A 14,749-nucleotide genomic window follows, 5' to 3' on the forward strand; every position below is an offset into this window, starting at 1 on the left:
GTAGTTATTGGAAGGAATACGAAGAGAGGGGACGGGCGTTTTGAGAAACCAACGGATCATCTTGCTGGTCTCTACCGTTGTTTTGTTGGGACTGGCACTTATTACCAGTTATACAGGTGCATGGCTGATTGCCTACTGCATATTCCTCTTGGCCTTGTTAATCAACTACCGTACCAAGCGCTCATCAGACAAAAAGCTCCGCCAAAGCGAGGAGCAGTATATCTCTGTCGTCAACAACCTCCAAGAAGTTATTTTTCAGACCAACTCAAGTGGGATCTGGACCTATCTCAATCCGGCGTGGACCGAGATTACCGGATATACGGTGGAGGAGTCTATAGGCAAGCCGTTTGTCGAGTTCGTACATCCCGCAGACCGTAAAAAACTGTTTTATGAATGGACGACACTGATCAGCCGTGAGCGGGAGAGTGGACATCGGGAAGTACGTTATCTGAAAAAAGACGGCGGCTTCGGCTGGATGGAAGTGCATACCCGTGTGCTTGTGGATCAACAGGGACGGGTAGTGGGCATCACCGGCACCTGTACCAACATCACGCACCGCAGACGTGTAGAGGAGCTGCTCCAAGCCTCCGCGGAAGCGACCAACCGGCTTTTGACTGAACAAAATCTGGATGAGGCAGTCCGCGATGTGCTGGAGATTCTGGGCAAGGCGACCGGGGCAGACCGGGTCTATCTGTTTGAAAACGGCTATGGCGACGACCAGCCCCGCATGGTCAGCAAGCGGAGGTACGAATGGTGCAAAGACGCGAAATATTCGCAGATCGGTAATCCCCTTTTGGAAAAATGCTCCCGTCAGCCGGGAATTGACCGCATGATGGAGCAATTATCTGCGGGCAAAACGATGGTATCGATCATCCGCGACCTGCCGGAGGAGGAACAGGTCTTTTTCCGCAGTATTGGGGTCCGATCGGTATTAATCGTGCCGATTTTTGTCGAGGAGGAGTTCTGGGGGCAGATTGGCTTTGATGATTGTCGGGAAGAACGCCGCTGGAGCCGCAATGAAGAGGCAATCCTGCTCGCGGCAGCAGGTAGCATCGGCGGGGCGCTCAGACGCAAACGCTCTGAGGATGCGCTGCAAAAAGCGCTGGAGGATGATTTCCGCAATACGGTTGAGAACTCGATGTCCCTCGTCTTTAAGATGAAGCGGGACGAGACGGGCAGGATGTACTGTTCTTTTTTTGAGGGCAAAATCGCGCAGGACTTAGGCATTGATACCAAGTGGATGATCGGGAAAACCTTCCATGATGCCTTCCCACGGAGTCAGGCCGATTTTTTGGTGAAGACGTATGAGCGGGCCTTTCAGGGGGAGCGTCTGCATTATGAGCTGGAGGCGCGGGGACGGATGTTTTTTAACTCGGTCTCCCCGACATGGGAAAATGGCCGTGTGGTAGAGGTAGTCGGCAGCACGGTGGATATCACCGAGCGCAAAATCGCCGAGAGGGCACTGCAGGAGAGTGAGGAGAAATACCGCCGTCTGATTGAATATTCACCCGAAGCCATCGCTGTGATGCAGAATGGCGTGATTACTTATATCAATGCATCCGGTGCTGAGATGTTTGGGGTGCATGACGTGAATCAGATTCTGGGGAAATCGATCTACTCGTTTATCCTGCCGGAGTATCGACGTGCAGTCTTGGAAAAGGCGCGTGGATTCAATCATGTCTCCCCCCACCGGATGCGGGAGATCGGGAAAATCGAGTTCCCTGATCTGAAGGCGCGGCGTGTTGACGGGGAGATCATTGATGTGGAAGCACGCGGGATCATGATGTCGGATAACGGTGCTCCTTCGATTCTGGTGGTGGGCCGGGATGTCACCCGCCAGCGGCAGACAGAGGAGATGATGCGCCAGCTGGCTTATCATGATGTGGTCACAGGTCTACCCAACCGACGCCTGTTTGAGGAGCGGCTGAGCCGCTCGCTGCTGCTCGCCAACCGTTCCAACACCAAGGTAGCCGTGCTGTTCCTCGACCTGGATCGATTCAAGATGATCAATGATACACTCAGCCACTCTGTCGGTGATCTGCTGCTCAAAAGCGTTGCCGACCGTCTCAAAAGCTGTGTGCGCGAGTCAGATACCGTGTCTAGGCAGGGCGGGGATGAATTCGCCGTGATCCTCGATCAGATCAGCGATATTGAGGATGTGGGGATGATTGCCAAGAAGATCATCGAGGTGCTTTCACATCCTTTTGATGTAGGGGAACATGAATTGCGCATCACCAGCAGTATCGGCGTGGCGCTCTATCCGGATGACGGGCATGACACCAAGACCTTGATGAAGCACGCAGACACCGCGATGTACCGCGTCAAGGACAATGGCAAAAACAACTTCCAATTCTACCGCTCCGAGATGAACGAAGCCATCTCGCGCAAAATGATGCTCGAAAACGGCCTGCGCAAGGCATTGGACACCGAGGAGTTCGTGCTGTACTATCAGCCGCAGATCGACATGCAGACGGGGGAGATGGTGGGGGTCGAGGCACTGATCCGCTGGAATCATCCGACATGGGGTCTGATCCCACCGGGGGACTTCATCCCGCTGACAGAGGAGACTGGACTGATCATCCCGATCGGGGAGTGGGTACTGCGCACCGCCTGCCGCCAGATGAAAGAGTGGACGATGCTAGGCTACCAGCCCGTACGAGTCTCGATCAATCTCTCGCCGCTGCAGTTTCAGCAGAACAACATCGTTGAGCTGATCGCCCAGGTTCTGCACGAAACAGGGCTGGCTCCCGAATACCTCGGGCTGGAGATTACCGAAGGGATTGCCGTCTATGACATGGAGTGGGTGATTCACAAGCTGCAGGCGCTCAAAGAACTTGGCGTCACCATCTACATCGATGATTTCGGCACCGGCTACTCGTCCCTGCACTACCTCAAAAAATTCCCTATCGATACGCTCAAAATCGCCCAGTCCTTCGTCCGTGACATCTCGCATGACAGCGATGATGCCGCCATCGTCACCGCCATCGTCGCCATGGCCCAAAGCCTCAAGCTCAATGTCATCGCCGAGGGGGTAGAGAGCGAGATGCAGCAGGAATTTCTGCAGAATCTCGGCTGTACCGAGATGCAGGGCTATCTCTTCGGACGGCCCATGCCGGCGGAGAAAGTCGTCGATGTACTGAAGCGGGAGTAACGATCCATTCGAATAGTAAAAAGGTTGCCTTGTTTTGCAGGCAACCTTTTTTGGTAAGTAAGTATGTCCAAACAGCTGTTCCATGCATATAGGGTAAAGGATGGCCTAGACCTTATTTGCCAATTACGGTTGCAACAGTAGGTAAAATGACCGCACTATCCGCTCTTGTAATTACCTAAAAATACATATTGATATAAAAAAGGAAATAAGTTACTATCGATTGGAGATGTAGAAAACCAAATATTGTAATTCGGCGATGATTCCTGATTTAATGTGATCTTGTAAGGAATGAACATATAGAGCAAGGGATGTTTACGAGAGGGGATCATTCGATGAAGCGTTTGTTTCAAGTTTTTAATCAATACGATGATGCCATATGGGTACGTGTATGTGGTACGTTCCTCACCAAAATCGCACAATTTATGATGTATCCATTTTTGGTGTTGTATATGACTGAAAAATTTGACTCCCCTGTGACAGTCGTTACAGCCATTATTGGACTTGAGTCGATCGCTGGATTCCTTATTAACTTATTTTTAGGAGGACTTTCAGATCGGGTTGGCCGAAAGCTAACGATGATGGTCTCTCTTGCTGTACAGGCTATCTGCTTAACTGGGTTTATTTTTGCTGATTCACTCTGGTTATTTGCTGTGCTGATCGTGATTCTGGGAGCAGGAAGTTATATTTTTTTTCCGGCAGCGGATGCCCAGATCGCGGATAGTGTACCTGTAGAAAAGCGTGCTAAGGTGTACGCTATGCTGGGAACAGCAGCTTCTCTTGGGATCGCAGTCGGTCCTATTATTGGTTTATTTACCTTTCAAGCAAATCCTGATTTTGTGTTCTTATTTTTCGCCTGTGTTTCCTTTCTATATCTCGCTCTCGTATGGTGGAAAATCCCCGAGACGCTCCCAGTATTATCTGATCATACAGAAAATAGAAAACAGGCAAATATTTATAAAATTTCAGTACGAAAGCATAAGCATCTGTTTTTAATTACTCTCCTAGCCATTCCTACATCACTTTTTGCTACTCAGGACTGGTCTACATTTCCCCTCTATTTAAAGGAGCAAGCCCCGCAACATTATGATTGGATGTATTCCTCCCTTTTATCTATTGGAGCAGCAGCTTCAGCCACCCTACAGATTTGGATTGCAACGTTAGTAGAAAAACGGAGTGCGAGCCGTGCCGTTCTTATCGGATATATGATCGCAGCCTCCGCAGCCCTAGGCTATGCTTTTTTCATCCATTATGGCGTGTTGGTTGCCGTACGTGTCATTTCGGTAGTTGGAAACACGCTCTACAATATTCATCTCGACAAGTTTATTTCTGTGTATGCTCCAGCAGATATGCGGGGTCGATATTTTTCGATCTTTGGACTTCATTGGAGGGTTTCGGAAGCGCTTGGACCTTTCCTCGGAGGAGTGTTGCTTACCGCCTTTAGTGGCAGGGTCATGTATATAATCTTTGCCTTATTACTAATCGTGTCGGGATTGGTGCTGTCTCGTATGATGGAGCAGCTCAAAGATTCCACGGCAAAACCAGCCAACACGGCAACAGAATGATGATCTCAGCTACATATTAAATGAAGACGAAAATGCGGGAGGAGTACCATGCAAATTATGAAAAGCAGTTCTACCTTGGTCGAGGTCTTACAATCCTATGCAAAACTTCAACCGGACAAACGCGCCTTCACGTTTTTGGAAAACAACTTCAGCAAGGAAACCAGCCTAACTTATCACGAATTGGATCAATACGCCTGTGCTATTGCCACACGATTGAAAGAAGCGGGTATGATGCCAGGTATGCGTGCTTTACTCTTGTTCAATCCGGGATTAGATTTCATAAAAGCCTTTATTGGGTGCCTGTATGCTGGCGTTATTGCCGTACCTGCTTATCCGATTAAAGCGAACCGGCACGTGAGTCAACTCCAATCTATTATGGAGGATGCCCAGCCGCAAGTGATTTTGACAACGGACAAAGTCTATGAAAAAACGGTAAGCCGCCAGAATGAATTTTTGAATGAACGGCTTTGGATTACCGTCGATAAGATCGATCCAGCGGGAACCGAACAAGATCATCCCTACACAGTAGATGGAGAGATGATCGCTTTTCTGCAATATACATCCGGCTCCACAGGAACACCAAAAGGAGTAATGGTTACGCATCACAATCTGATGCATAATGAGCGCACCATTCAGCGTGCATTTAAACAAGATTCCAACTCGGTTATTTTTGGGTGGTTGCCTTTATATCATGATATGGGCTTGATTGGAAACATCCTACAGCCGCTTTATTCTGGAGCAACGTGTGTTTTCATGTCACCTATGGATTTTATCCAAAACCCGTTTTTGTGGTTGAAGGGCATATCCGACTACAAAGCGACAACCAGTGGTGGGCCCAATTTCGCCTATGAATTATGTGTGGACAAGATTACGGATGAGCAGTTGAAGCAACTGGATGTAAGCTCATGGAAAATCGCCTTCAACGGAGCAGAACCGATTCGGGCTAATACCCTCCAGGCATTCGCGAAAAAGTTTTCCGTGTGTGGCTTCCAAGAATCCGCCTTTTTCCCATGCTATGGCTTAGCAGAGTCCACTTTATTTGTGACGGGGGGACCAAGCGATCCACTTTTTGGCTCCAACAAGGGAGAAAACAATCGGGTCAGCTGTGGCCGGACAATGGGTCAAGATTTGATAAAGATTGTGAATCCCGACACGCTGGTGGAATGCAGATCAGGCGAGGTGGGTGAAATCTGGATATCTGGCCCAAGTGTGACCAAGGGATATTGGCAGAAAAGCAAAGAAACGCACAAAACCTTCCATGCGTATACAGCGGATACCAATGAAGGTCCCTTTTTGCGAACCGGTGATGTAGGATTCATCGAAGTGGGTGAATTGTATGTTACGGGAAGAATTAAAGATCTGATTATTATCCGTGGAAGAAACTACTACCCTCACGATATCGAACATACCGTCGAGAAAAGTCACAACGCGTTTCAGCCATCAGCATGTGCTGCTTTTTCAGTTGGATCGGAGAGCGGGGAGAAGGTCGTCATCGTGCAAGAAATCAAGCGTGAAGCGAGAAAGGATGTCGACGTAGAGGAGTTAGCACGTATCACGCGTGAAGCGGTTGGATTGGCGCATGAGCTGCATGTTTCTGACATCGTGTTTGTCTATCCGGGTGGAATTCCCAAAACAACGAGTGGAAAGGTTCAACGTTTTTTATGCCGGGATCTATATCTTGCGAATAACCTGAAAGTGATTGACCCAGAGCACCGTGTTACACAGATGGATCAGCCTGCAGACAGTGAAAATAGCTCCTCGCATAACCCTGTGGAGGATGAAGAGAAAAAGAAAATCCTTGATTATCTGGTACATGTAACATCCACGATATTGAAAACACCGATTACGCCAAAGGAATATGGTCACACGTTTGTTTCACTTGGTGTTGACTCATTAGCTGCGATTGAATTAAAAAATAGGATTGACCAAGAGACCCATTACATCGTTTCGGAGGTGGATCTGTTGAAAGAGAACTCGATCGAGCAATTGGCAGAAACCATTCTAAAAAGTGGTGGTTTCAAATCAGATGCACATGTACAGCAGGGAGCAGCAGACAACGGGAAGGAATACGGGAAGGACATGCTTCATCCGCTTTCTTACGGGCAAAAATCAATGTGGGTCATGCAACATCTAAAGGAAGCAGATACGGCCTATAACGTTCATTATGCGATGAACATTCATTCTGAATTGAATATTGAAGCCTTGGGAAAAAGTATTGCCTTGCTTTTTAAACGGCATCCGATCCTAACCTCCACTTTTGAGGAAGTCCAATCAGAACCTATGCAACGCTTTGGTGGCAATGAACGGCAAGCATTGCAATTCCATATCAGAGATGCCAGCCAATGGAGTGAGCAAGAGCTTCAACAAGAGCTGGAGCGTTTCATACATACCCCTTTTGATTTACTGAACGATCCTTTGTGCTACATCCATCTTTTTGAGAGAACCTCCAGTGAATATGTCCTGTTATTCGTATTTCATCACATCATTACCGACCTATGGTCCATTTCGGTCTTAATGTCCGAGTTGCGGGATTATTATGAAGAGTTCTCGAATGGAAAGATTCCAGCCGTCACTCTACCGAACATGCAATATTCTGACTTTTGCAAATGGCAAGCCGAAATGCTACAGGGGGAAGAGGGAGACAGGCTCTGGAGTTACTGGAGCAAACAACTGGAAGGACCACTCCCTGTATTAAAACTTCCACAAGACCACCTGACAGATGACAATCTTGTTGCAAAGACCAGTGTGGTGAGCATTGAGCTGCAACCAGCATTAGCCCAAAAATTAAAAGCATTTGCGGCAAGTAAAGATGTTACGACTTACATGTTCCTACTCTCCTTGTATAAGATCCTGTTGTTCCGTTACACGGGAACAGACGATATGATCGTCGGATCTCCGACAGCCAGCCGCAGCCAAAGGGAGTTTCAGGACACCGTCGGTTATTTTGTGAATCCAATTGCGCTACGCACAAGAATAGCTGGAAATCCTACCTTCTTCGAATTTTTGGATCAAGTTCGTGCGGTTACGCTTGCTGGGACTGCCCATCAAAATTATCCGTTTTCGTTGCTGGTTGACCGTCTGCAAGTAGAGCGTTCCATCCATGATCATCCTATTTTTCAGACGATGTTTGTTTTCCTGAAGAGTCATTTGCTTCATGACCTCAGATTCATAACGAAACCAAGCGGAGAAGCGGAATTCACCCAGTTTGGCGGACTCATGGTTACGCCTCGTTTTATCGAACAAAGATCACAGCAATTCAATCTGATGCTGGAAGTAGTAGAGGGTGAGGATTCGATTATAGCAAGTTTTAAATATAATCCGGAACTCTATCAGTATGAAACGATAAATCGCATGGCTCAACAGTATCTCACGCTACTGGAGTGTGTATTGGAGAATCCAGAAGAAAGGATTGAACTCCTAACGTTATTGCCAAGCGATGAGAAACAAAAAGTATTGGTGGATTGGAATCAAACTCAATCAGAATACCCTCGCGAAAAGAGCATCCACCAGTATATCGAGGAACAGGTGGAGGCAAAGCCGAATGCCATAGCGCTCACAGATGGAACAGAGATGCTGACCTATGCAGAATTAAACGAAAGAGCGAATATAGTTGCCCAGCATATAAGGCAAGCGGGAGCAGGCATTGGTACAAAAATCGGTATTTGCATGGAGCGTACCGCTACTTTAATAGTAGGAATGCTTGGAATACTAAAAGCCGGTGCTACTTATGTTCCTCTCGATCCTGCTTATCCGAGTGATCGACTTTCGTATATTATGCAGGATGCACAAGCTTCCTTACTGATCACGCAAAAAACAATGAACAACCAGTTCCATGTGGAGAACAGCCTCTATCTGGATGAGATGGATTGGTCACAATCTTCTTGTGTGAATGGTACCAATCCTTGTGTCGATGCAGAACAACCAGCCTACTTCATCTACACATCTGGTTCGACAGGCAAACCAAAAGGGGTACCCATCAGGCATCGCAGTGTGGGGGCTTTGATGAACTGGAGCAAACATATTTATTCGGATTCAGATATGAACGGAGTGTTGGCTTCTACCTCGATTTGTTTCGATCTCTCGGTCTTTGAAATTTTTGTAACACTGATGCGAGGTGGGAAAATCATTCTCGTAGAGCATGCATTACAACTGGTGCATTTATCGCAAGCATCAGAAGTTACTTTGATCAATACCGTTCCGTCCATCATGACCGAGCTGCTGCGTACCGAAAAGCTTCCTGATTCTGTTCGGATTGTCAATCTGGCCGGGGAACCTGTACCTCCTAAACTCGTTCAGGAATTATCGAAAATTGCATCTGTGGAGAAAATATGGAACTTATATGGCCCCTCAGAAGATACGACCTATTCAAGCTTCGCGCTAATCGATCAGAGTGGAAAAGAACCGATCACAATTGGCCGTCCGATTCATAATACGACCTTCTATGTATTGGATCAGCACATGCAGCCTGTACCGATTGGCATTCCTGGGGAGCTGTATATCGGTGGAGATGGATTAACAGCAGGATATGTAAACCTGGATCATTTGACGAAGGAAAAGTTTGTTCCCAATCCATTTACATCCGAGCAGACAACCCTGTATAAGACGGGCGACTTGGTTCGTTATCTGGCAGATGGGAACCTCGAATATCTAGGTCGCATGGATTTCCAAGTAAAAATGAATGGACAAAGGATCGAGCTGCAAGAGATTGAAGTGATCGTGAACAGCCATGAGAGTGTAGAAAAAGCATTGGTCACTGTACATGTGGATGAAAAGGGATATCAACACTTGGTTGCCTATGTGACTGGTAAGTCTGAGATTGATGCGGCTGAAATAACGATGTTTGCAAGAGAAAAATTGCCGCCTTACATGATCCCATCCATCTGGATTCCACTCGAATCGTTTCCTTTAACACCGAACGGAAAGATTGACCGTAAAGCACTGCCTGCCCCAACGGAAAATTCGCTGAGGATGGTTGAGGAATATTGTGCGCCTGTGAACGAAGTGGAAGAGTCGTTGGTAGCGATCTGGAGAGAAATACTTGGGGTCGAAAAAATCGGAACGAAGAATCAGTTCTTACATCTCGGTGGGAATTCTTTGCAGGCGGTCCGGGTTCTTACACGGGTAAGGGGGAAATGGGGAGTCGACCTGCGTCTGATCGATTTCTTCTCGAATCCGACTATCGCGTTTTTAGCTGAAAAAATCATAAATAACGCTGATCATGCAAAACCCTCAAGTCCGCTTCCGGCCATTGCCCGACGCAACCGCGAGAAATATCGTGTGTAATCGGATCAAGAGTGAGATGTAGCCATGATCAGAAACAGATGAAGGGGATGAAGTATGAGTTATTTCCAAAATGATCAGATGGAATGTGACACAGCCGTACAGTCTCAACAAGAAACCTACATCTTTCCTGCATCGTTTGCTCAGCAAAGCTTATGGTATCGATATAAGATGGAGGCTGACTCGGCGAGATACAATATCATGAAAGCGATGAAAATGACAGGAAGCCTTGATGTTTCGGCCCTGCATAGAAGTATTCATGAGGTGATTCGCCGTCACGAGACGCTAAGAACCACGTTTTCCGAGCAAAATGATGTTCCCATCCAAGTCATCTCCTCTGCCTTCCATCTAGAAATACCGATCATTCCTTTTACTGACTTTGATCATGAAGAAGAGCGAGAAAAAAAAGCACATGAATGGATGGAACAACAGGCTCAAATTCCATTTAATCTGGAGACAGGGCCATTAATACGCTTTCACCTTTTAAAGCTGGGCGGGCAAGAACATATCTTGTGCCTAACCATGCACCATATCATTTCGGATGGATGGTCCATCGGGATCTTAATTAAAGAAATCTCAGCGATTTATCAGGCTATTTACAGGAATGAGCCATCACCATTGCAGGAGCTTGCCATTCAATATGCAGATTTTTCGGAATGGCAGAGAGAGCTGTTAGAAGGTGATGCTATCCAATCACAAATCGACTATTGGAAACAAAAATTGTCTGGTGAGCTTCCCGTATTGCAGCTGCCTACGGATTTTACCCGTCCGCCTGTACCGAGTGGAGCAGGTGTTGCTGTAACATTTTTGATTCCAAAGTCGATTCAGAACCATCTTTCCTCTTTGTGCCAGCAAGAAGGGGTTACTTTATCTATGCTGATGCTTGCCATCTTTAAGGTGATCCTGTATCGGTATTCGGGACAAACGGACCTGATTGTTGGAACTCCGGTTGCCAATCGAAATGATCATGAGATAGAGGAGTTAATCGGTTATTTTATCAATACACTGGCGATTCGAACAGATTTGTCTAACAATCTGACATTCCGTGACTTGCTGCAGCAGATCAAACAGACAACCTTAGAAGCCTATTCCAATCAGAGTGTCCCTTTCGAAAAAATAGTAGACGAGATCAATCCTATACGAAATCCGAGCTACATGCCTGTTTTTCAGGTGATGTTTATCCTTCAGAATGCACCGCTCCATCCATTCGAGCTGCCAAATCTCTCCGTCACATCCATTCACGTGGATAATGGGACATCCAAATTTGATTTGACTCTCTCCTTTACCGAAACATCAGAGGGACTGGAAGGGCAATTGGTATATCGGACCGACCTGTTTGAGCGGGATACCATTGAAGAAATGCTGGAGCAATACCAGCAGGTGATCCAATCGGTCTGCAATGGAGGACAAGCTCAACGGATTGCAGATATTCCACTTCGTTCTGCTGGATACCAAGACGTTGTTCAGACAGATGCTCCTTCCAAATGGGAGGCTCATTCAACGATTCATTCTGTTTTTGAGGAGCAGGCTCTACGAGTTCCTGACCATATTGCGATCAAGACAAAGGATTCCACTCTGTCTTACCACGAGCTAAATCAAGCAGCGAATCATGTCGCCGGCTATCTTCTTGAACAGGTGCCGGCACAGGAGCAAAGAATCTTTTTGTTATTCGATAATAGTTCCGCCATGATTATTGGTACGTTAGGTGCGTTAAAAGCAGGAAAAACGTATGTACCTCTAGACCCCACCTACCCGATTGAGCGTCTTTCCTACATCGTGCAGGAATGTGGAGCTTCCACCATCGTAACGAGCAGACCGTTTTTGGCTCTTGCCCAACAGCTGCAAGGGGATGAGCGGATCATCACGATTGATGACATGGACTTCTCTATCTCAACAGCTAATGTACATGTTAGCGTACAGCCTGATGCGGAAGCCTATATTCTCTTTACCTCTGGATCAACGGGGAAACCAAAAGGCATTATGCAAAGCCATAAAAATGTGATGAAGCATATGGAAACGTATTCTGCAAATCTCGGAATCCAACACGAAGACCGCGTAACTCTGATTCCGTCCTACAGTGTTGATGCAGGGATTATGGATATCTATGCTGCTTTGTTAAATGGGGCAACCTTATTTCCTTTTGATACCAAAGAAGAGATCGATCGCATCGAAGACTTTTTGTACGAGAACAAGATTACGATTTACCATTCGACACCTACGGTTTATCGCTACCTGTTGAACAAGTTGTCCGATAAGAGTCTGCTTTCGACCATACGATACGTTGTGTTGGGTGGAGAAGAGGTGTTCGAGCGGGATGCTGTTTTATATAAGGAGTATTTCTCAGACCAATGTATCCTGGTAAATGGATATGGACCTAGTGAATGCACGGTCGCTATGCAGTTTATGTGTAATAAATCTACCAAGGTTCGGAAGGGGACATTCCCAGTCGGAAAACCGGTGAAAGACATTGAGATCCTGTTATTGGATGAAAACAACCAGAGAGCCGGCGTTTCTGGTGAAATTGCAATCAGGGGGTCCCACAATGCTCTTGGGTATTGGAATCAGCCGGAGTTAACCAAACAAGTATTTATCCCGTGTCCCGAGGATCCGAGTAAGACGATTTACAAGACGGGAGATATGGGACGGAGAACGCCTGATGACCATTACGTTTTTATGGGCCGAAAAGACTCCCAAGTCAAAATTCGTGGATTTCGGATTGAGCTTGGCGAAATTGAAGAAGCGATAGTAACTCACCCCGAGATTAGGGAAACAGTGGTACTCGCTAAGGGAGAAAGAGGGGAACAGCACTTGGTTGCCTACCTCGTATCCAGCGAGGGACGAAAGCTGGCATCAAGCGAACTCCGTGACTTTTTACGCGATAAACTACCAATTTTTATGATTCCTTCCTATTTTGTGTTTATGGATTCGATCCCATTGACACCTACCGGCAAGATTAACCGGTTGGCCTTACCTGATCAACAGCATGACGAGAGCGTTGAGCTTGTGATGCCGAGAGATGAGGTGGAGGAAAAGATGGCGGAAATATGGGCCAGCCTGTTTGGATGCGAACGGGTCAGTATCCGCCACAATTTCTTTGATTTAGGTGGACATTCATTAATAGCTACCCAATTGGTATCGCGAATCCGTAACGAATTTCATATTCAGATGCATGTTCACAGCTTATTTAAGTATCCGACCATTGAAGAGTTATGCTCGCAATTGAAAAAAATAAAGGAAAGCCAAGAAGAAGAACATTCTTTTGCAGATCTGCTGGATCAAATTGAACAACTGTCAGCTGAAGAAATACGCAAGAGACTGGACGAAGAAGGGGTGCTATGATGAAAAATTTAGTTGACCGCATCGAGGCACTTTCTGATGAACAATTACAGCTGTTGACGTTAGTACGCGCCCAAAAATCTATGCGTAATAGAGGGTTGGATTCCATTCCTGTGCAAGGGGAGCGGACAAGCTTCCCTCTTTCCTTTGCGCAACAGCGCATGTGGTTTCTTCATCAATTTATTTCTGACAAAACGGTTTATAACATCTCTGCTGCTTTATCAATAAAAGGTGAGCTAAACATTGGATTACTGGAAGCAGCATGGAAAAAATTGATTGCCCGTCATGAGATATTGCGAACGACCTTTCACGTAACGTCAGGACAAATGTATCAAACCGTTGCAGCCGAGATCGATTTTGCTTTACAGGTGGAAGAGTTACAGATCGAGGATGAAGAAGAGTTGATCCAACGAGTCAATCATGAGTTGAAAGTGACGTTTGATTTGGAACGAGGGCCGCTTATTTGGGTGAAGCTGTTCCAGCTGGGCCGGCAAGAGTACGTATTACTCGTAGTTGTTCATCATATTATCGCGGATGGATGGTCGATGGGGGTCCTCATCCGGGAATTATCCGAATTGTATCAGGAAAATCAGTTCCATCAGCAAGGCAACCTGCCCCCATTACGTTATCAATATGGTGATTTTGCTGCCTGGCAAAGGTCGAGCGGAAAAGAAGAAGAGTCTTTCTTGCTGCAAGCAGAATACTGGAAGCGTCAATTAAGAGATCTCCAAACAGTCCTAGAGCTTCCGACCGATCACCCACGCACAAATGAGCAAACCTATAATGGTGACCGCTATCAATTTGAAATCCCACACCATGTTACAAGTAAGTTGGAGCAGATTAGTAAGGAAGAACATGTATCTTTGTTTGATGTATGGTTTACGTTATTTCATATTCTCTTGTATCGCTATTCAGGTCAGACGGACATGATGATTGGGATTCCTATCGCCAATCGTAACAAGCTAGAAATAGAGGGCTTGGCTGGATGCTTCGTAAATACACTGCCGATCCGGACAAAATTGGACGAAGGTGTTTCCTTTCGCAGTCTGCTTAAGCAGATACATACGTGTGTGAACCAGGCGTATATCAATCAGGATTATCCGTATGAACAGATGGTGCAACAGTTGAATCTGGACAAGCATGCAGAGAAAAGCTCTGTATTCCAAGTTATGTTTTCATATCAGAATATGCCGATGCCAAAATTAAATATGACAGGGTTGGAGATCGACTATCTTGATATCACGAATGGTACATCGAAGTTCGATATGACTTTGTTCGTAATCCCAGCCGATGGCAGTTTCACGCTATCCATTGAATATAATCGAGATTTGTTTGAAAAAGATACAATCATTCGAATGGCCAGCCACTTCAAAAATCTTATTGATTATATAACTAGTCACATAGAAGTAGGTGTTTAGTG

Annotated in this window: 5 protein-coding genes; all 5 read left to right on the top strand. The window is 46.3% G+C overall.

The annotated features are described in order from the left end of the window. Positions 1-40 precede the first annotated feature (40 nt). The 5 genes from FGI41_RS18585 to FGI41_RS18605 all read left to right on the top strand — a co-directional run bounded on the left by FGI41_RS18585 (position 41) and on the right by FGI41_RS18605 (position 14,747). On the top strand, positions 41-3,151 hold the full coding sequence (locus FGI41_RS18585) for a bifunctional diguanylate cyclase/phosphodiesterase (RefSeq protein ID WP_176560344.1): 3,111 nt from the start codon (positions 41-43) through the stop codon (positions 3,149-3,151). Between the two features lie 332 nt (positions 3,152-3,483). Next, positions 3,484-4,713 carry an MDR family MFS transporter gene (locus FGI41_RS18590; protein WP_176560345.1) on the top strand — a complete coding sequence of 410 codons (1,230 nt, stop codon included), beginning with the start codon at positions 3,484-3,486 and terminating at the stop codon, positions 4,711-4,713. 48 nt (positions 4,714-4,761) lie between these two features. Continuing rightward, positions 4,762-9,996, top strand: coding sequence for a non-ribosomal peptide synthetase (locus FGI41_RS18595; RefSeq protein ID WP_139491837.1), 5,235 nt, complete (start codon positions 4,762-4,764; stop codon positions 9,994-9,996). Between the two features lie 54 nt (positions 9,997-10,050). Next, positions 10,051-13,332 (top strand): non-ribosomal peptide synthetase, encoded by a 3,282-nt coding sequence (locus FGI41_RS18600; RefSeq protein ID WP_139491838.1) that lies wholly within the window; start codon positions 10,051-10,053, stop codon positions 13,330-13,332. Next, positions 13,329-14,747: a condensation domain-containing protein gene (locus FGI41_RS18605; protein WP_139491839.1), complete on the top strand. Its 1,419-nt coding sequence runs from the start codon at positions 13,329-13,331 to the stop codon at positions 14,745-14,747. The genes FGI41_RS18600 and FGI41_RS18605 overlap by 4 nt, the downstream gene beginning before the upstream one ends. The last annotated feature ends 2 nt before the right edge of the window (positions 14,748-14,749 follow it).

Source organism: Brevibacillus dissolubilis, from assembly GCF_006170445.1.
In the GTDB taxonomy this organism is placed as follows: Bacteria; Bacillota; Bacilli; order Brevibacillales; family Brevibacillaceae; genus Brevibacillus_B; species Brevibacillus_B dissolubilis.